The following is a 16978-nucleotide window of genomic DNA, read 5'->3' on the forward strand; positions in this document are numbered from 1 at the left end:
CGAGATGAGCGAATACTCCCTCTTCACCTCCGAGTCCGTGTCTGAAGGACATCCGGACAAAATCGCCGACCAGATTTCCGATGCGGTGCTGGACGCCATCATTGCTGAAGACAAGTTCGCCCGTGTGGCGTGCGAGACTCTGGTAAAAACCGGCGTTGCCATCATCGCCGGCGAAGTCACCACGTCGGCTTGGGTCGATCTGGAAGAAATCGTGCGTAACGTCATTCTGGACATCGGCTACAACAGCTCCGATGTCGGCTTCGACGGCGCCACTTGCGGTGTGATGAACATCATCGGCAAGCAGTCCCCAGACATCAACCAAGGTGTTGACCGTGCCAAGCCTGAAGATCAGGGTGCCGGCGACCAAGGCCTGATGTTCGGCTACGCCAGCAACGAAACCGACGTGCTGATGCCAGCACCGATCACGTTCTCGCATCAACTGGTTCAGCGCCAGGCCGAAGCCCGTAAATCCGGCCTGCTGCCATGGCTGCGCCCGGACGCCAAGTCGCAAGTGACTTGCCGTTACGAAGGCGGCAAGGTTGTTGGTATCGACGCCGTTGTTCTGTCGACCCAGCACAACCCGGAAGTGTCGTACAAAGACCTGCGCGAAGGCGTGATGGAGCTGATCGTCAAGCACGTACTGCCTGCCGAACTGCTGACCAAGGACACCCAGTTCCACATCAACCCGACTGGCCAGTTCATCATCGGTGGCCCGGTTGGCGACTGCGGCCTGACCGGTCGCAAGATCATCGTCGACAGCTACGGCGGCATGGCTCGCCATGGTGGCGGCGCGTTCTCCGGTAAAGATCCATCGAAGGTTGACCGTTCGGCCGCTTACGCAGGTCGTTACGTAGCCAAGAACATCGTCGCTGCCGGCCTGGCCGAGCGCTGCGAGATTCAGGTTTCCTACGCGATCGGTGTTGCCCAGCCTACGTCGATCTCGTTGAACACCTTCGGCACCGGCAAGATCAGCGACGACAAAATCGTCAAACTGGTTCGCGAAGTGTTCGACCTGCGTCCATACGCAATCACCACCATGCTCGACCTGCTGCACCCGATGTACCAGGAAACCGCGGCGTACGGCCACTTCGGTCGCACCCCGGCCACCAAGACCGTGGGCGAAGACACCTTCACCACGTTCACCTGGGAAAAAACCGACCGCGCCGACGACCTGCGTCAGGCAGCCGGCCTGTAAGACTTCCCCGGCGGTACCAAAAGCCCTGCACGGTTCGCCGTGCGGGGCTTTTTATTGCCCGTCGACACACGCCGAAAAACTCCCGGCCGCCTCGATTCTTAAATCCGTCCTAGCCTTCCAGAACTTCATTTGAGCAAGGACGCTCACGATGCTTCTGCGCCTGTTTTCCGCTTTTTTTCTGACGCTGATTTGCCTGCCTTCAAACGCAGCCGACTGCCCTGACTGGCCTGCCGCCCGCGCGTTCGACGAAATTGCCGCCCTGCAAAAACAGATCGACTTGTGGGACGACCACTATCACCGGGGCGGGCGCTCTCTGGTTGCCGACGAAATCTATGATCAGTCCCGCGCACAACTGATCGCATGGCGTGAGTGTTTTGACGTGGGTCTGGCTCCCGAACCGTTGCGCACTGCGGGTGGAAAGTTAGCCCACCCCATCGCCCACACGGGTCTGGACAAACTGCGCGATGGCCGAGCTGTTGAACACTGGCTGCGTGATCGCGAGGGCATCTGGATACAACCCAAGGTCGACGGTGTCGCCGTGACGCTGACCTATCGCAATGGCCTGTTGTATCAGGCGATAAGCCGGGGCGACGGCATCCACGGGCAGGACTGGACTTCTTCGGCGCGACAGGTTCCCGGCATCCCCCGACAACTTGCACAACCGCTGGACGTGCAGGTGCAAGGCGAACTTTATTGGCACCTGACTGACCATGTACAAGCGAAGGCCGGCAGCCTCAATGCCCGCTCCATGGTGGCCGGCTTGATGGCTCGCAAGGCACTCGACCCGGAGCACGCCGACAACATCAGGCTGTTTGTCTGGGACTGGCCACAAGGCCCGGCCACTGTGCCCGAACGTATCGCGGCGCTGGAGGATTTGGGCTTCCCGAGCATGGCACCCTACAGCCAGCCGGTTCGGACCTTGGCCGATGCCGAACACTGGCGCGATCGCTGGTATCGCTCGCCCCTGCCGTTTGCCAGCGATGGCGTTGTCTTGCGGCAAAATCAGCGCCCCTCGGCTGAACGCTGGCAGGCTAAATCACCCTACTGGGCCGTCGCCTGGAAATACCCTTTTGCCCAGGCGCTGGCCGAGGTGCGAAAAGTCGAATTCAAGATCGGTCGTACCGGACGAATCACCCCGTACTGCACCTCAAACCGGTGACGCTGGATGACCGGCAGATCAAGCGCGTGAGCGTCAGCTCCCTGCGGCGCTGGACAGAGCTGGACATCCTCCCCGGCGACCAGGTGTCCATCAGCCTCGCCGGGCTGACCATTCCCAGGCTCGACAGCGTTGTGCTGCGCAGCACCGAACGCCCTCAACTGAATGTTCCGCAGGCTGCCGCCTTCCATCATTTGAGTTGCTGGGAGCCGACACCGGGATGCGAAAGTCAATTTCTCGCGCGACTGACCTGGCTCAGCGGCAAGCGGGGCCTGGCCTTACCCCACGTCGGCGCCGGCACCTGGGAGAAACTTTTCGAAACAGGCCATCTCAACGGCCTGCTGGATTGGTTGACCCTCGATGCCCGGGAGCTTGCTAACATTGATGGCTTCGGCGAACGCAGCAGCGCTCGCCTGATAGACAGTTTCAACAGTGCGCGGCAACGCCCGTTCGCTCGCTGGCTTAAAGCCTTGGGGTTGCCGCCGACCGGCCAGGCAAAGCTTGCCGACTCATGGCAGGAACTGGCGAATCGAAACACCGAACAATGGCAGGCTGAAGCCGGTATCGGCCCGGGACGTGCGACCCAATTGAGCGCGTTTTTCCGCGATCCGCAGGTCCTGGCCTTGAGTGAAACATTACGTATTGCCGGCATTGACGGTTTTTAAAGACCGGTAACGCCCGGCAGCCCGGGAACCCCCGGGTGTCGATGCGCTCCAACGCCCATCGCCACACCGACCCGCTTGTCTTTGCACATGGAGCTTTTATGAAATTTCTTTCACCGCTCGTCCTGCTGACCTTTTGCAGCGTGATGGCCGCTCCACTGATGGCTGCTGAAGAAGCACCGGAACTGACCGGCTGCGCGGCCAAGAAACAGGGCATCATCAATCAGATCGATCTGGCCAAGTCACACGGCAATGCCGACCAGCAGGCCGGCCTGGAGACTGCCTTGCGCGAGGTCACCGAACACTGCACTGACGCCTCGCTGAAGAAAGAACGGGAAAACAAAGTCCTCGACGCCAAGCGCGAAGTCAGCAAGCGTCAGGCCGATCTCGACAAAGCCATGAAGAACGGCGACCCCGACAAAATCAACAAACGCAAAGACAAACTCGCCGAGGCCCGCAAGGAATTGCAGGACGCCCTCGATGAGCTGGACAAGTAAGGATCAGTTCAGGACTGATCGTTCCCACGCACCGCGTGGGAACGATCAACAAGCGAGAATCAATGATCCCGAAACTGTTTATGACAGGCACTACAGGCATCCTCGACTTTCTGCACCGCCGGCCCCAGGTTGCTGGCCTTGTAGGGCTGGACCTGGCTGGCAATCACCAACTCACCGGTGGCGGCTTCAAGGTCGCGGGACATTTCCTGAAAACGTGCCTGCTGCTGCCAGACATTGTCCTTGGCGCTGGTGTGATCTTCTTCGCGCACCTGTGGAAAATGCTTCCACGGCTCGCGGGACAGCGCATCGAGCTTCACGGCGCCGTCGGCGAATTTTTGGCCATCAAATGGAATGCGCCCACGCAACATACCGCCCAGGTCCTCGCCGGTCTTGAGCATTTGCTTGAAGATCGCCTTGCGTTGACCCAGCGGAGAATTCGGGTCGACGCCGCCGCAGGCGGACAACGTCAGACAGGCCAGCAATACAACAGAAAGTCTTTTAAGAGTCATGGTGGCTACAGGTCACGGGAAACGGCGGCCAGTATCCTCGCGTCATCGGAAAAGACCAATAGCCCTATTATCAATATGGGTTGTTTGAGCGCATGGAGCACTCAGGCAACCGGCAAAGGAATTACTCCATGAACAGCCGTTTCAAGGCATGGCGTCGCCCCCTCGCGTGGGCTCTCCCAATGGTGGCCGTGCTCGCCGGCTGCACCGGCGGCGATAACAACAAGCCGAAAACCCACGCACTGGCTACCTATTCCGGTGCTACCTGGGAAGCATTGCCAGCAGTGTCCGACAGCGACCTGATCGCCGGGTTCGGCTCGTGGCGCAGCGCGTGCAACCGACTCAAGGCCGACCCGGTCTGGGGTTCAACCTGCGCGGCTTCCACCAATGTGCCGCAAACCGCCGCCGACATCCGCGGCTTCCTGAAACAGAAGCTGGATGTCTATGGCCTACGCGCCGCCAATGACAACCCCAATGGTTTGATCACGGGCTACTACGAACCGGTCTACCCGGGCAGCCTGACCCAGACCACCAGCGCAAACATCCCGGTGTACGGCGTGCCCGACGACATGATCATTGTCTCGCTGGACAGCATCTACCCGGAGCTCAAAGGCAAACGCCTGCGCGGTCGACTTGAAGGACGAGTGCTCAAGCCTTACGACGATGCGGCAACGATTGGGACCAAAGGGGCCAAGGCACCCGTCGTTGCCTGGCTGACCGATCCGATGAACCTGCAATTCCTGCAAATCCAGGGATCGGGGCGTATTCAGCTCGATGACGGGCGCCAGTTGCGCATCGCTTACGCCGACCAGAACGGCCATCCGTATCGGCCCATCGGGCGCTGGCTGGTGGAGCAAGGTGAACTGAAGAAAGAAGACGTGACCATGGGCGCGATCAGCACCTGGGCCAAAGCCAACCCGACTCGTATTCCCGAACTGCTCGCCAGCAACCCCAGCTATGTGTTTTTCACTCGTAACCCGGACAGCAACGAAGGGCCTCGCGGTTCATTGAATGTGCCGTTGACGGCGGGGTATAGCGCGGCGGTGGACCGTAAAGTGATTCCGCTGGGCAGCCTGTTGTGGCTATCCACCACGAAACCGGACGGCACTGCGCTGGTTCGCCCGGTGGCGGCTCAGGATACCGGCGGCGCAATTGCCGGCGAGGTTCGTGCGGACCTGTTCTGGGGCACAGGTGAAGCGGCCGGACAATTGGCCGGCGACATGAAACAGCAGGGGCAGATCTGGATGTTGTGGCCTAAAGGTGCGCCGTTGCCACAAGTGCCTCAGGTGGCCGATGCGACCGACGCTAAACCTTGAATTCTGCCGCGACAGTTAGATTGCTTTCGCGAGCAGGCTCGCTCCCACAGTTGATCTTCAGTGAATACAAATTTTGTGTTTCACCACAGATCCTGTGGGAGCGGGCTTGCCCGCGAAGGGGCCAGCGCAATCGCCGAGGTTGCTGTCAGACCGACACCACAAAGAAACTGACAATCAACCCCATCCCGACAAACCACACCAACGACCGTAAAGTCGCCCAGTCGGCCAAATAGCAAATGATGTACAGCAACCGGCTGGTGATGAACAACACCGACAGCACGTTGATCGTCACCAGCTCGGCATTGCCCGCCAGGTGAGCCACGATCACCGCAGCCGCAAATGCCGGGGTCACTTCAAAACTGTTCAGTTGCGCGGCATGCGCACGTCTGCCCAACCCCTCCAGCGAATCAAGAAAATCCCGGGGGTCATGGTTATCTTTCAGCCTGTACCCGCCACTGATCTTGGCGACACCCGTGCAGATATACGGCAGGAAAATCGCGATCAAAATGCACCACAGTGCAACCGTCATAGAGCAATCCTTTTTCAGTTTTAGACATTCGGGTTTCGATTAAAACTTCATCACCAATATGCCAATCATCACCAGCCCACAGGCAAGGAGTCGCGGTCGACCAAAAGGTTCTTTCAGGTAACGCATGCCAAACAGCACCACCAGAATTACGCTGATCTCACGCAACGCCGCCGCTTCGGCAATCGAACCCAGCTGCATAGCCCACAGCACCAGAGCGTAGCTGAACAACACACAGAACCCGACCGCCAACCCCAGTCGCCATTGTTCACGCCAGAACAACTTGAATGCCGGGCGCTTGCGCACCAACGCCAGCAAGGGGAATGGCCAGGCACTGAGCAACGTGACCCAGACCAGATAATCCAGAGGATGAGACCAGCGCCGCAACGCCTGGCCGTCGATGTAGGTATAGCAACCGATGCACAAGCCGATCAGTGCCACCACGGGTAGCATCGACCACGGCAATCGCGCGCCGCCACCGCCCTGCCACAGCAGGCACGCCATACCGAACGGGATCAGCAGAATTCCAAAGATCTGCTGGTTCGTCAGCACTTCCCCGGCAAAGATCAGCGTCAAGGTCAGCACCACCAGCGGCGACAAGCCACGCATCAGCGGGTACACCAGGCCAAGGTCACCGACCCGATATGCCTGGATCAGCAGGTAACGGTAAAGCAACTCGAACGCCGCCGACGCCAGAATCCACGGCCAGATGTCGATGGGCGGCACGTTCAAGAACGGCACCATCACCGCGACAAACAACAGTGCCACGCTGTCCATGCAGGCCACTACCAACAAGCGCTCCGCACTGAATTTGATCAGGGTATTCCACGCCGCATGCAACAGCGCCGCCACCAACACCAGAGCCGTCGCAAGCACGGCACACTCCTTTATTTGTTTTTGTTCCCTGCGGGAAGCGCCCAGATAATTGATACGTCATATATCAGCTGCTGTTTATACTGCAAGCGACCACGCCGCACTCAGTTGCACACAGACTAATTCCAATAATGACTGTCCATGCCCGCTCTCTCCGAGATCGGTCGTCGGGCTGCGTATGCCTGATCACAGCGTCAAGACTACCGACAGAGACCTTGCGCATGCCACTCGCCTTGCTTGCCCTCGCTGTTGCCGCGTTCGGCATCGGCACCACTGAATTCGTCATCATGGGCCTGTTGCCCGATGTCGCTCGCGACCTCGCCGTCAGCATCCTGCACGCGGGCCTGCTGATCACCGGCTACGCCCTGGGCGTCGTGTTCGGCGCGCCGATCCTGGCGGTCGGCACCGCCAACATGCCGCGCAAGGCGACATTGTTGGGGATGACGCTGATGTTCATTCTGGGCAACGTCTTGTGCGCGCTCGCGCCGGACTACGCCACGTTGATGGCGGCTCGCGTGGTCACGGCCCTATGCCACGGTGCGTTCTTCGGCATCGGTTCGGTGGTCGCGGCCGGCCTGGTCGCACCAAACAAGCGGGCACAGGCCATTGCGATGATGTTCACCGGCCTGACGCTGGCCAACGTACTGGGCGTGCCATTGGGCACCGCGCTTGGGCAATACGCCGGTTGGCGCTCGACTTTCTGGGCGGTCTCGGTGATTGGTGTGATTGCCGCCATCGCGCAATGGCTCTGGTTGCCGAAACACATCGCCATGGACAAGGCCAATCTCGCCAGCGAGTTCAAGGTGCTGGGCAAGATCAATGTGTTGTTGGCGCTGGGCATGAGCGTGCTGGCGTCGGCCAGCCTGTTCAGCGTGTTCACCTACATCGCGCCGATCCTGCAAGACATCACCGGCGTCAGCCCGCATGGCGTGACCATCATGTTGCTGCTGTTCGGCGTAGGTTTGACGGCGGGCAGCATGCTTGGCGGTCGATTGGCGGACAGCCGTTTACTGCCCTCGCTGGTGGGCATGGCACTGGCTGTGCTGGTGGTGCTGGCGGCGTTCACGCAGACCAGTCACTCGGTCATCCCGGCGGCGATCACGCTGGTGTTGTGGGGGATTTTTGCTTTCGCCCTGTGCCCGATCCTGCAACTGCTGATTATCGATCAGGCGCACGAAGCGCCCAACCTCGGCTCGACGCTGAACCAAAGCGCATTCAACCTCGGCAATGCGACCGGCGCGTGGATTGGCGGACTGGTGGTCGCCAGTGGCGCCGATCTGGCGGACTTGCCATGGACCGGCGCGCTGGTCAGCGGTTTGACGGTGCTGACGGCGTTGTTCTTTATTTACCTGCAGCGTCGTAGTGCGGCTGCGGTCAATGTCTTAGGCTGAATAGCTGCATCGCCCGTGACATTGCTATCGCGAGCAGGCTCACTCCTACATGGACCGCGCCCTTCCCTGTAGGAGTGAGCCTGCTCGCGATCAAGTTGACGCGGTGCACCTGTCTTTACTCCTCTTCGCGTTTGCGTGAATCCGGCGCCTGATCCGCATCCTTCTTCGGTGGCCCGCTCTCGCTACGGATCTGCGCATGGCTGATCAGGGCAAAGATAAAGCTGCCGCCGATGATATTTCCCGCCAGCGTCGGCCCGGCGAACACCAGCCAGAAATCCTTCCACGGCAACTCGCCGGCAAACACCAGGTAAGACACCTCGGCCGACCCGACGACGATGTGGGTGAAGTCTCCCAGCGCCATGAAATAGGTGATGAGGATGATGATCCACAGCTTCGCGCTTTCCATGGACGGAATCATCCAGACCATAGTGGCGATCATCCAGCCGGAGACAATGCCCTTGGCGAACATTTGGCCGGTGTGGTTTTCCATGACCTTGCGCCCGATTTCAAGGAAGGCCAGGTCGGTTTTACTGTCGAAAATCGGCAAATGCAGCATCACATACGCCACCAACAACGTGCCGCACAGATTACCCACCAGCACCACCGTCCACAGCCGCAGCAGTCGGCCGACGTTAACCAGTGTCGGTTTGGTCATCACCGGTAGCACGGCGGTCAGGGTGTTTTCGGTGAACAGTTGCTGACGGGCGAGAATCACGGCGAGAAAGCCGGCGCAATAGCCGAAGCTCGCAATCACCTTGAAACCTTCTCCGTCCGGCAGGCGCGAGTTGAGCAAACCCATGCCCATCAACGACAGGCCCATGGTCAACCCCGCTGCCAGCGCCGACCACCACAGCGCAGCAATGCTGCGCTCCAGTTCCTGGTCGCCTTGGGTACGGATGATTTCATGCAGTACCGCCGCACGAGGTGGCTGGTTCTTTTCGACTTCGTGCTCTTCTTCAGCCGAAAGGTTCGGGGTCTTGCCGTCTTTTGGGGTATCCATAGCATTCCTGAACCAGTGGCGTGTCATGAAGGTACGACACGCGTGGTTCGGAGCTGTTCAGTGTTCGGAAAAACGAAACCACGCCTGTAGGAGCACGGCTTGCCCGCGATGGGTTCAGCCCGGTGGCGGCGGTGATGCGAAAGACGTCATCGCGAGCGAGCTCGGCTCCTACTCGACGTCATCCTGAAACTGGTCTTTGACGTATTTGATCTCGGTGCGGCCATGCGGCGCCGGCAAGCCGTCTTCGCCCAAGTTGACGAACACCATCTTTTCCACGGTGAGGATGCTTTTTCGGGTGATCTTGTTGCGCACTTCACAAGTCAGGGTGATCGAGGTGCGACCGAACTCGGTGGCGGTGATGCCCAATTCGATGATGTCGCCCTGGCGCGAGGCGCTGACGAAGTTGATTTCGGAAATGTACTTGGTGACAACGCGCTGGTTGCCCAGTTGAACGATGGCATAGATCGCCGCTTCTTCGTCGATCCAGCGCAACAGGCTACCGCCGAACAGCGTGCCGTTGGGGTTGAGGTCTTCAGGTTTTACCCATTTGCGGGTGTGGAAATTCATATTCACTCCTGAGCGTCTTGCCAAATGATGGGAGGCATCATGGCAGAGCCCGACCTAGAGCTCTATTACGCATAGACTATGGTCTCGATTACCGTTCAGACATTGACCAACAGAAACGCTTTGGAAGTATCGCTCACACGGCTATAATCGCCACCGTTTCAAAACGGTAACGATTCATTGATACCGTTTTCCCGCCACCTGTCCGAGGGGCGCTGCAGCAGGCTCGACCTGTCAGGCTCGGATGGGGCGTTGCTTGACCGTTATCGGTCAGACACTAAACGCACAACGGCGCCCATTCGCATACATTACGAATGGAGGCTCTTCATGAGCGCTGTCAACACGCCTGCAGATTTCAACGATTACAAAGTTGCCGACATGTCCCTGGCTGCCTGGGGCCGTCGCGAAACCATCATCGCCGAATCCGAAATGCCTGCCCTGATGGGTCTGCGCCGTAAATACGCTGGTGAGCAGCCGCTCAAAGGCGCAAAAATCCTCGGCTGCATCCACATGACCATTCAGACTGCCGTGCTGATCGAAACCCTGGTTGCCCTGGGTGCCGAAGTACGTTGGTCGTCCTGCAACATTTTCTCGACTCAAGACCAGGCCGCTGCCGCTATCGCTGCTGCCGGCATCGCGGTTTTCGCCTGGAAAGGCGAGACTGAAGAAGAGTACGAGTGGTGCCTGGAGCAAACCATCCTCAAAGATGGCGCGCCTTGGGATGCCAACATGATCCTCGACGACGGCGGCGACCTGACCGAGCTGCTGCACAAGAAATACCCGGCGATCCTCGACCGCGTCCACGGCGTGACCGAAGAAACCACCACCGGCGTTCACCGCCTGCTGGACATGCTGGCCAAGGGCGAGCTGAAAATCCCGGCCATCAACGTCAACGACTCGGTGACCAAGAGCAAGAACGACAACAAGTACGGCTGCCGTCACAGCCTGAACGACGCGATCAAGCGCGGTACCGACCACCTGTTGTCCGGCAAGCAAGCGCTGGTCATCGGTTACGGTGACGTGGGCAAGGGCTCTGCTCAGTCCCTGCGTCAGGAAGGCATGATCGTTAAAGTGTCCGAGGTCGACCCGATCTGCGCCATGCAAGCTTGCATGGACGGTTTCGAACTGGTTTCGCCGTTCATCGACGGTATCAACAACGGTACCGAAGCGAGCATCGACAAAGCGCTGCTGGGCAAGATCGACCTGATCGTGACCACCACCGGCAACGTCAATGTTTGCGACTCGAACATGCTCAAAGCCCTGAAGAAGCGCGCCGTAGTCTGCAACATCGGTCACTTCGACAACGAAATCGACACCGCTTTCATGCGCAAGAACTGGGCATGGGAAGAAGTGAAGCCACAGGTTCACAAAATCCACCGCACCGGCCCGGGCGCGTTCGACGCCCAGAACGATGACTACCTGATCCTGCTGGCCGAAGGCCGTCTGGTTAACCTGGGTAACGCTACCGGTCACCCAAGCCGCATCATGGACGGTTCGTTCGCCAACCAGGTTCTGGCTCAGATCTTCCTGTTCGGCCAGAAATACGCCGACCTGTCGCCTGCCCAGAAAGCCGAGCGCCTGACCGTTGAAGTACTGCCGAAGAAGCTCGACGAAGAAGTGGCCCTGGAAATGGTCCGCGGTTTCGGCGGTGTTGTGACTCAACTGACCAAGACCCAGGCCGACTACATCGGCGTGACCGTCGAAGGTCCGTTCAAGCCGCACGCTTACCGCTACTAAGAGCAACTGCAAGTTGTGAGCTTCAAGCGGCAAGCAAAGGCCAAAAGCCGAGCTTGCCGCGCGAAGCCCGCCGCTTTGCCCCAATTTGCCAAAACAGTGTCAGGCAGCAAGTTCCAGGCACAAGAGACGAGCGCACCTCCGCTTCTCTTGCAGCTTGTGGTTTGCGGTTTGTAGCTGGAGGTTTCCTCCATGTCCCAAGATCGTCGCTACAGCTTCGAGTTCTTCCCTACGAAGACCGATGCTGGGCATGAAAAGCTGATCGCCACTGCTCGTCAGCTGGCCACCTACAACCCCGATTTCTTCTCCTGCACCTATGGCGCTGGCGGTTCGACTCGTGATCGCACCCTCAACACCGTGTTGCAGCTCGAAAGCGAAGTCAAAGTTCCTGCCGCACCGCATCTGTCTTGCGTAGGCGACAGCAAGGACGACTTGCGCGGCCTGCTGGCCCAATACAAGGCCGCCGGCATCAAGCGTATCGTTGCCCTGCGCGGTGACCTGCCTTCGGGCATGGGCATGGCCAGCGGTGAAATGCGCCACGCCAATGACCTGGTCGAGTTCATTCGTGAAGAAACCGGCGATCATTTCCACATCGAAGTCGCCGCCTACCCGGAAATGCACCCGCAAGCGCGCAATTTCGAAGACGACATCGCAAACTTCGTGCGCAAGGCTAACGCCGGTGCCGACAGTGCGATCACCCAGTACTTCTTCAACGCCGACAGCTACTTCTACTTTGTCGAGCGTGTACGGGCGATGGGCGTGAACATCCCGATCGTGCCGGGGATCATGCCGATCACCAACTACAGCAAACTGGCGCGCTTCTCTGACGCCTGCGGTGCGGAAATCCCGCGCTGGATCCGCAAACAGCTGGAAGCCTACGGCGACGACACCCAAAGCATTCAAGGCTTTGGTGAACAAGTCATCACCGAGATGTGCGAACGCCTGCTGCAAGGTGGCGCACCCGGCCTGCACTTCTACACACTGAACCAGGCTGAAGCGAGTCTGGCGGTGTGGAACAACCTGAAGTTGCCGCGCTGAAACAGTGCAACATCATGAAAAGGCTCTGGAGAAATCCAGGGCCTTTTTTATGGGATTTACTTTGTGCCAGAGCTTTCGGATCCAGTTTCTGGCTCTTTATGGTTTCTCGTCGTAATCTCACGCCATGCCCCTGATTTCGCGATTTCTGACAGTTCTGCTTTTTACTTGCCTGAGCTTTGCCGCCCAAGGCGAGAAGCTGCGCATTGTCACCGAACCGTGGGCGCCTTATGTCTATGAGGAAAATGGCAAATTCCTGGGGCTGGATTACGAAACCACAGCCATCGTCTTCAAACGCCTGGGGATCGAAGTTGACTGGCAGTTCCTGCCGTGGAAACGCTGCCTGTCGATGCTTGAAACCGGTCAGGCCGATGGCGCGCTGGATATTTTCCACAGTGCCGAACGTGACGCGACCCTGCTCTATCCCGTTGAACCGCTCTCGGAAGTCGAGTTCGTGATGTTCTACGCCAATCAGCGGCCCCACCCGTTTCGCACCTTGAGCGATCTGAAAGGCCTGACCATCGGCACCTCACCGGGCTACCTCTACAGCAAGGATTTCAGCGACTCGCCGCTGTTCATCCGTGAACCGGCGCCCACCCATGAAGCTAATTTCGGCAAGCTGGTACGGGGGAGGATCGACCTGCTGATCACTGATCGCCGGGTCGGCCAGCATTTGCTCGATGAATTGGGCATTCGCGACAGGATCACCGAAAATCCTACCGTCATCAGCCACCAGAGTCAGTTTCTGGCGGTACGTCGCAATGCCGGCATGGATTTGCTGGTGCAGCGTTTCGGCGCCGAACTCAAGCGCTTCAAGCGCGAGCCCGCCTACGCGGAACTGAGCGCCCGATACGGAGCGCAACCCGGTGCCGCCCTTAACACCGACACCGCCAACGCGAACCCTATAAAAACCGTTGAGCAGCAGGAAAGCGGCGCGCAGTGATTGCTCTGTTATACTCCGGCGTTCCCGCCAGGCTCACGCCCGGACGCTCGGACTTGTTCAAGGCATCTCGACCCCGCTACAGCGCAGCTTTCGGCCCGCGCGAGCACTCCAGACGAGCTTTTGAGTTCCAGCAGGACCGGACGGGATTGCGTTCCTCTTAAACGCTATTCGCGCCAGGCAAGACTCCCATTGGGCCAAGCCCTAACTAAAACAGGATTACTCATGTCCTTTGCTTCCCTCGGTCTCTCCGAGGCTTTAGTCCGCGCCATCGAGGCAGCGGGCTATACCGAGCCTACTCCGGTGCAACAGCGGGCTATTCCCGCCGTGTTGCAAGGTCGCGACCTGATGGTCGCGGCTCAGACAGGTACTGGTAAAACCGGCGGCTTCGCCCTTCCGATTCTGGAGCGGTTGTTCCCCAACGGTCACCCGGACAAATCCCAGCGTCACGGCCCGCGCCAACCGCGCGTACTGGTCCTGACCCCGACTCGCGAACTCGCGGCTCAAGTACACGAGAGCTTCAAGCTCTATGCCCGTGACCTGAAGTTCGTCAGCGCCTGCATCTTCGGCGGCGTCGGCATGAACCCGCAGGTTCAGGCCATGTCTCGCGGTGTTGACGTGCTGGTGGCCTGCCCTGGCCGCTTGCTCGACCTCGCCGGCCAAGGCAGCGTCGATTTGTCCCACGTGGAAATCCTCGTGCTGGACGAAGCCGACCGCATGCTCGACATGGGCTTTGTCCATGACGTGAAGAAGGTTTTGGCCCGCCTGCCGGCCAAACGGCAGAACCTGCTGTTCTCGGCGACGTTCTCCAAGGACATCACCGACCTCGCCGGCAAGCTGCTGCACAACCCGGAACGCATTGAAGTCACGCCGCCGAACACCACGGTCGAGCGTATCGAACAGCGTGTGTTCCGCCTGGCTGCCAGCCACAAGCGCTCGTTGCTGGCCCACCTGATCACCAATGGCGCCTGGGAACAGGTGCTGGTGTTCACCCGCACCAAGCACGGCGCCAACCGCCTGGCCGAGTACCTGGACAAACACGGCCTCAGCGCTGTCGCGATCCACGGTAACAAGAGCCAGAACGCTCGCACCAAAGCCCTGGCCGACTTCAAGGCCGGTGAAGTGCGCATCCTGGTAGCCACCGACATCGCGGCGCGTGGCCTGGACATCGACCAGTTGCCCCACGTGGTCAACTTCGAACTGCCGAACGTCGACGAAGACTACGTTCACCGCATTGGCCGTACTGGCCGTGCCGGTCGTTCGGGCGAAGCGATTTCGCTGGTCGCGCCCGACGAAGAGAAATTGCTCAAAAGCATCGAGCGCATGACCAAGCAGAAAATCGCCGACGGCGACCTGATGGGCTTCGACTCCAGCGCTGTAGAAGCCGAGAAACCTGAAGTCCGTGAGCGTCCGGATGTGCGTAACCCGCGCAACCCACGTGGCCCGCGCGGCGACGGCCCGAACGGCACCGGCGGTGGTGGCGGTCGTAAAGACAAGGGCAAGGACAAGGGCGGCAAGGAAAAACCTGCCGCCACGGCCCGCGGTGATCGCCCGGCACGTGAACACAAGCCACGCGAAGGCACCCCGGCGCGCGAACAACAGCGTCCGGCGCCACGCGCTGCCTCGGCTGACCGTGCCCCAGACGAGTTCCTGGACGACGATATCGATAACTTTGGTAACCGCGTCGATTACGTTCCTCAAGCCAAACCGGCTCAGGGTCGTGGCCGCCGTCCGGGTGCTCCGGCACAGGGTTCGGCCGCTGGCGCAGCTGCTCCGCGTACCGGCGGCAAGCCTCAGGGTCGCCAAAGCGGTCCGCGCAGCAGCGACGGCGCCACCACCGGCACGCCGCCAGCCAAGCGCAGCGGTCCACGCAGCGGCGCTCCACGTGACGGTCAGGCCCGTCGTGAAGAAGGTCGCAACCGTCGTCCCGCTCGTGACGATCAGCCGCGTTCGGAACCGGCCGTGCAGAACCCGCGCGGTCCCGCGCCGAAGATCATTCACAAGGAGTCGAAAACCGATCGTTTCCCGACTCCTGAGCAACTTGATCAACTGCCAGGCCGTCCGCGTGGCGAAAAACCAGCATTGCTGACCCGCAACCGCTAAGTTTTTCCTGCCATAAAAAAATGCCCCTGATCTCGCGATCAGGGGCATTTTTTATGCACTAACGTAAACCTGTAGGAGCAAGGCTTGCCCGCGATGGGTTCACCTCGGTTTTGCAGGTGTTGCCAATTGCGCTATCGCGAGCAAGCTCGGCTCCTACGGTCTCAGCATTACTTCGCTTTCACACCTTCAAAGGTCACGTACATCTCAACCGCATCGGACGATGGGCCCAAGTCTTTTTGCTTGCCGAAATCGGAACGCTTGAGGCTGAAAGTACCCTCAAAGCCTGCACGGTAGCCGCCCCATGGATCCTTGCCTTCACCCAGGAAAGTAGCCTTGACCACGATTGGCTTGGTCACACCGAGGATTGTCAGATCACCAGCCACGTCAGCAGTGTCTTTGCCAGCGGCGTTTTTACCGGTGGATTTTACGCTGGTGGAAACAAACGTGGCTTTGCTGGCGTTCAGGAAGTCTTTGCTGGAGATGTGCTTGTCACGCTCGGCATTGTTGGTGAAAACGCTCGCAGTGTTGACGTTGAACTCGATCTTGCTGTCTTCCGGCTTGGCAGCATCGAAGCTGAACTTGCCGTCGATGTCCTTGAAAGTGCCGGTGATGAAGCTGTAACCCAGGTGACTGATCTTGAAGTCAACGAAGGCGTGCTGGCCTTCTTTGTCGACGGTGTAGTCAGCTGCCATCACGTTAGCGGACAGCAGGGCGGAACCGATTGCCAAAGCGGCGAGCGTCTTTTTCAACATGTCTTGTATTCCTTGGGGGGTAAGTTGAACTTCAGGCCTTGCGGCCCAGCATTCGTTTGAGGGTCACATCACGGTCGATAAAGTGGTGTTTCAATGCTGCCAACGCATGGAGACCGGAAAAAATCACCAGCGCCCACGCCAGGTAGAGATGAATCGCACCCGCGTTATCTGCCTGGTCCGGTAGTCCGGAAACCAGTGCAGGCACTTCAAACCAGTCAAACACCGGAATCCCGACACCCTCTGCGGTGGAAATCAGGTAACCGGCAATCATCACAGCGAACAGACAGAGATACAGAAAAGCATGCCCGAACATGGCGCCGAGGCGCGTCATGCGGCTGTAGCTGGTCAGCGTTGGCGGCGGTGGGCTGATGAAGCGCCACAACACACGCAACACCATGACACCCAGCAGGATCAGACCGATGCTCCTGTGCAGATCCGGTCCTGCCTTGCGCCAAGGGTCGTAGTAGCCGAGATCGACCATCCACAGACCCAGACCGAACAAACCGAACACTGCCAGCGCTACACCCCAGTGCATGAAGATGCTGACCCAGCCGTAGCGAGAGATAGAGTTTCGTAGTTGCATTGCCAAGTCCCTGTAAGTTCTGGCCCAAGACTATCGAGTTATCTATCGAATTAAAGCCGAAAATTTCGCTTTGAAATATCGAGAAATACGATCAAGAGCTTGAAATAGGCGTGTTAAGGAAAGATTAAAGACCAATGTGTGAGAA

Annotated in this window: 15 protein-coding genes, 1 pseudogene and 1 riboswitch; of the genes and pseudogenes, 9 read left to right on the forward strand and 7 right to left on the reverse strand. The window is 59.2% G+C overall.

Annotation, left to right across the window (positions count from 1 at the left end; translation table 11 throughout):
* Nucleotides 1-4: 4 nt before the first annotated feature.
* From metK to LOY55_RS28490, 3 genes and pseudogenes are all read left to right on the forward strand, one after another.
* Complete coding sequence (gene metK, locus LOY55_RS28480) at nucleotides 5-1195, forward strand: methionine adenosyltransferase (protein ID WP_046029802.1); 1191 nt, start codon at nucleotides 5-7, stop codon at nucleotides 1193-1195.
* A gap of 148 nt (nucleotides 1196-1343) precedes the next feature.
* Nucleotides 1344-3016 (forward strand): annotated as a pseudogene (gene ligB, locus LOY55_RS28485) (NAD-dependent DNA ligase LigB).
* Nucleotides 3017-3114: 98 nt separating this feature from the next.
* Nucleotides 3115-3510 (forward strand): DUF1090 domain-containing protein, encoded by a 396-nt coding sequence (locus tag LOY55_RS28490; protein WP_223522910.1) that lies wholly within the window; start codon nucleotides 3115-3117, stop codon nucleotides 3508-3510.
* A gap of 59 nt (nucleotides 3511-3569) precedes the next feature.
* On the opposite strand, the gene LOY55_RS28495 is transcribed toward LOY55_RS28490, so the two are convergent.
* The gene (locus tag LOY55_RS28495; protein WP_077431124.1) at nucleotides 3570-4019 is read right to left on the reverse strand and encodes a cytochrome c; all 450 of its coding nucleotides are present in this window, start codon (nucleotides 4017-4019) and stop codon (nucleotides 3570-3572) included.
* A 128-nt stretch (nucleotides 4020-4147) separates the two neighbouring features.
* On the opposite strand from LOY55_RS28495, the gene LOY55_RS28500 reads away from it, so the two are divergent.
* On the forward strand, nucleotides 4148-5332 hold the full coding sequence (locus tag LOY55_RS28500) for a murein transglycosylase A (protein WP_223522912.1): 1185 nt from the start codon (nucleotides 4148-4150) through the stop codon (nucleotides 5330-5332).
* Between the two features lie 145 nt (nucleotides 5333-5477).
* On the opposite strand, the gene LOY55_RS28505 is transcribed toward LOY55_RS28500, so the two are convergent.
* A complete protein-coding gene (locus tag LOY55_RS28505) occupies nucleotides 5478-5861 on the reverse strand; it encodes an MAPEG family protein (RefSeq protein ID WP_046029797.1) in 384 nt (127 codons plus the stop codon).
* A 39-nt stretch (nucleotides 5862-5900) separates the two neighbouring features.
* A complete protein-coding gene (locus tag LOY55_RS28510; RefSeq protein ID WP_046029796.1) occupies nucleotides 5901-6734 on the reverse strand; it encodes an EamA family transporter in 834 nt (277 codons plus the stop codon).
* 218 nt (nucleotides 6735-6952) lie between these two features.
* On the opposite strand from LOY55_RS28510, the gene LOY55_RS28515 reads away from it, so the two are divergent.
* A complete protein-coding gene (locus LOY55_RS28515) occupies nucleotides 6953-8122 on the forward strand; it encodes an MFS transporter (protein WP_258667167.1) in 1170 nt (389 codons plus the stop codon).
* Nucleotides 8123-8237: 115 nt separating this feature from the next.
* On the opposite strand, the gene LOY55_RS28520 is transcribed toward LOY55_RS28515, so the two are convergent.
* Together LOY55_RS28520 and LOY55_RS28525 are read right to left on the reverse strand one after the other, a co-directional pair.
* Nucleotides 8238-9122, reverse strand: coding sequence for a formate/nitrite transporter family protein (locus LOY55_RS28520; protein WP_109785608.1), 885 nt, complete (start codon nucleotides 9120-9122; stop codon nucleotides 8238-8240).
* Between the two features lie 168 nt (nucleotides 9123-9290).
* Nucleotides 9291-9689: an acyl-CoA thioesterase gene (locus LOY55_RS28525; protein ID WP_046029793.1), complete on the reverse strand. Its 399-nt coding sequence runs from the start codon at nucleotides 9687-9689 to the stop codon at nucleotides 9291-9293.
* A gap of 198 nt (nucleotides 9690-9887) precedes the next feature.
* Nucleotides 9888-9990: riboswitch (S-adenosyl-L-homocysteine riboswitch) on the forward strand.
* Nucleotides 9991-10013: 23 nt separating this feature from the next.
* Here LOY55_RS28525 and ahcY point away from each other — a divergent pair.
* The 4 genes from ahcY to LOY55_RS28545 all read left to right on the forward strand — a co-directional run bounded on the left by ahcY (nucleotide 10014) and on the right by LOY55_RS28545 (nucleotide 15498).
* Entirely contained in the window at nucleotides 10014-11423 is a 1410-nt protein-coding gene (ahcY, locus tag LOY55_RS28530) for an adenosylhomocysteinase (RefSeq protein WP_046029792.1), read from the forward strand.
* A gap of 189 nt (nucleotides 11424-11612) precedes the next feature.
* Entirely contained in the window at nucleotides 11613-12458 is an 846-nt protein-coding gene (gene metF, locus LOY55_RS28535) for a methylenetetrahydrofolate reductase [NAD(P)H] (RefSeq protein ID WP_046029791.1), read from the forward strand.
* Nucleotides 12459-12582: 124 nt separating this feature from the next.
* Entirely contained in the window at nucleotides 12583-13398 is an 816-nt protein-coding gene (locus tag LOY55_RS28540; protein WP_223522914.1) for an ABC transporter substrate-binding protein, read from the forward strand.
* A 222-nt stretch (nucleotides 13399-13620) separates the two neighbouring features.
* Nucleotides 13621-15498 (forward strand): DEAD/DEAH box helicase, encoded by a 1878-nt coding sequence (locus tag LOY55_RS28545; protein WP_077431122.1) that lies wholly within the window; start codon nucleotides 13621-13623, stop codon nucleotides 15496-15498.
* Nucleotides 15499-15665: 167 nt separating this feature from the next.
* Here LOY55_RS28545 and LOY55_RS28550 read toward each other — a convergent pair whose 3' ends face one another.
* Nucleotides 15666-16250 carry a YceI family protein gene (locus tag LOY55_RS28550; protein ID WP_046029788.1) on the reverse strand — a complete coding sequence of 195 codons (585 nt, stop codon included), beginning with the start codon at nucleotides 16248-16250 and terminating at the stop codon, nucleotides 15666-15668.
* 31 nt (nucleotides 16251-16281) lie between these two features.
* Nucleotides 16282-16833 (reverse strand): cytochrome b, encoded by a 552-nt coding sequence (locus LOY55_RS28555; RefSeq protein ID WP_223522916.1) that lies wholly within the window; start codon nucleotides 16831-16833, stop codon nucleotides 16282-16284.
* Between the last annotated feature and the right edge of the window lie 145 nt (nucleotides 16834-16978).

It is taken from the genome of Pseudomonas sp. B21-040, from assembly GCF_024748695.1.
Taxonomy (GTDB): Bacteria; Pseudomonadota; Gammaproteobacteria; order Pseudomonadales; family Pseudomonadaceae; genus Aquipseudomonas.

What these genes read in the sequence shown, in the direction of transcription:
- LOY55_RS28550 (WP_046029788.1), bottom strand. Translation starts at nt 16,250, where the DNA reads ATGTTGAAAAAGACGCTCGCCGCTTTGGCAATCGGTTCCGCCCTGCTG.
- LOY55_RS28545 (WP_077431122.1), top strand. Translation starts at nt 13,621, where the DNA reads ATGTCCTTTGCTTCCCTCGGTCTCTCCGAGGCTTTAGTCCGCGCCATC.
- LOY55_RS28555 (WP_223522916.1), bottom strand. Translation starts at nt 16,833, where the DNA reads ATGCAACTACGAAACTCTATCTCTCGCTACGGCTGGGTCAGCATCTTC.
- LOY55_RS28495 (WP_077431124.1), bottom strand. Translation starts at nt 4,019, where the DNA reads ATGACTCTTAAAAGACTTTCTGTTGTATTGCTGGCCTGTCTGACGTTG.
- ahcY (WP_046029792.1), top strand. Translation starts at nt 10,014, where the DNA reads ATGAGCGCTGTCAACACGCCTGCAGATTTCAACGATTACAAAGTTGCC.
- LOY55_RS28540 (WP_223522914.1), top strand. Translation starts at nt 12,583, where the DNA reads ATGCCCCTGATTTCGCGATTTCTGACAGTTCTGCTTTTTACTTGCCTG.
- LOY55_RS28490 (WP_223522910.1), top strand. Translation starts at nt 3,115, where the DNA reads ATGAAATTTCTTTCACCGCTCGTCCTGCTGACCTTTTGCAGCGTGATG.
- LOY55_RS28500 (WP_223522912.1), top strand. Translation starts at nt 4,148, where the DNA reads ATGAACAGCCGTTTCAAGGCATGGCGTCGCCCCCTCGCGTGGGCTCTC.
- LOY55_RS28515 (WP_258667167.1), top strand. Translation starts at nt 6,953, where the DNA reads ATGCCACTCGCCTTGCTTGCCCTCGCTGTTGCCGCGTTCGGCATCGGC.
- LOY55_RS28505 (WP_046029797.1), bottom strand. Translation starts at nt 5,861, where the DNA reads ATGACGGTTGCACTGTGGTGCATTTTGATCGCGATTTTCCTGCCGTAT.
- LOY55_RS28525 (WP_046029793.1), bottom strand. Translation starts at nt 9,689, where the DNA reads ATGAATTTCCACACCCGCAAATGGGTAAAACCTGAAGACCTCAACCCC.
- metK (WP_046029802.1), top strand. Translation starts at nt 5, where the DNA reads ATGAGCGAATACTCCCTCTTCACCTCCGAGTCCGTGTCTGAAGGACAT.
- metF (WP_046029791.1), top strand. Translation starts at nt 11,613, where the DNA reads ATGTCCCAAGATCGTCGCTACAGCTTCGAGTTCTTCCCTACGAAGACC.
- LOY55_RS28520 (WP_109785608.1), bottom strand. Translation starts at nt 9,122, where the DNA reads ATGGATACCCCAAAAGACGGCAAGACCCCGAACCTTTCGGCTGAAGAA.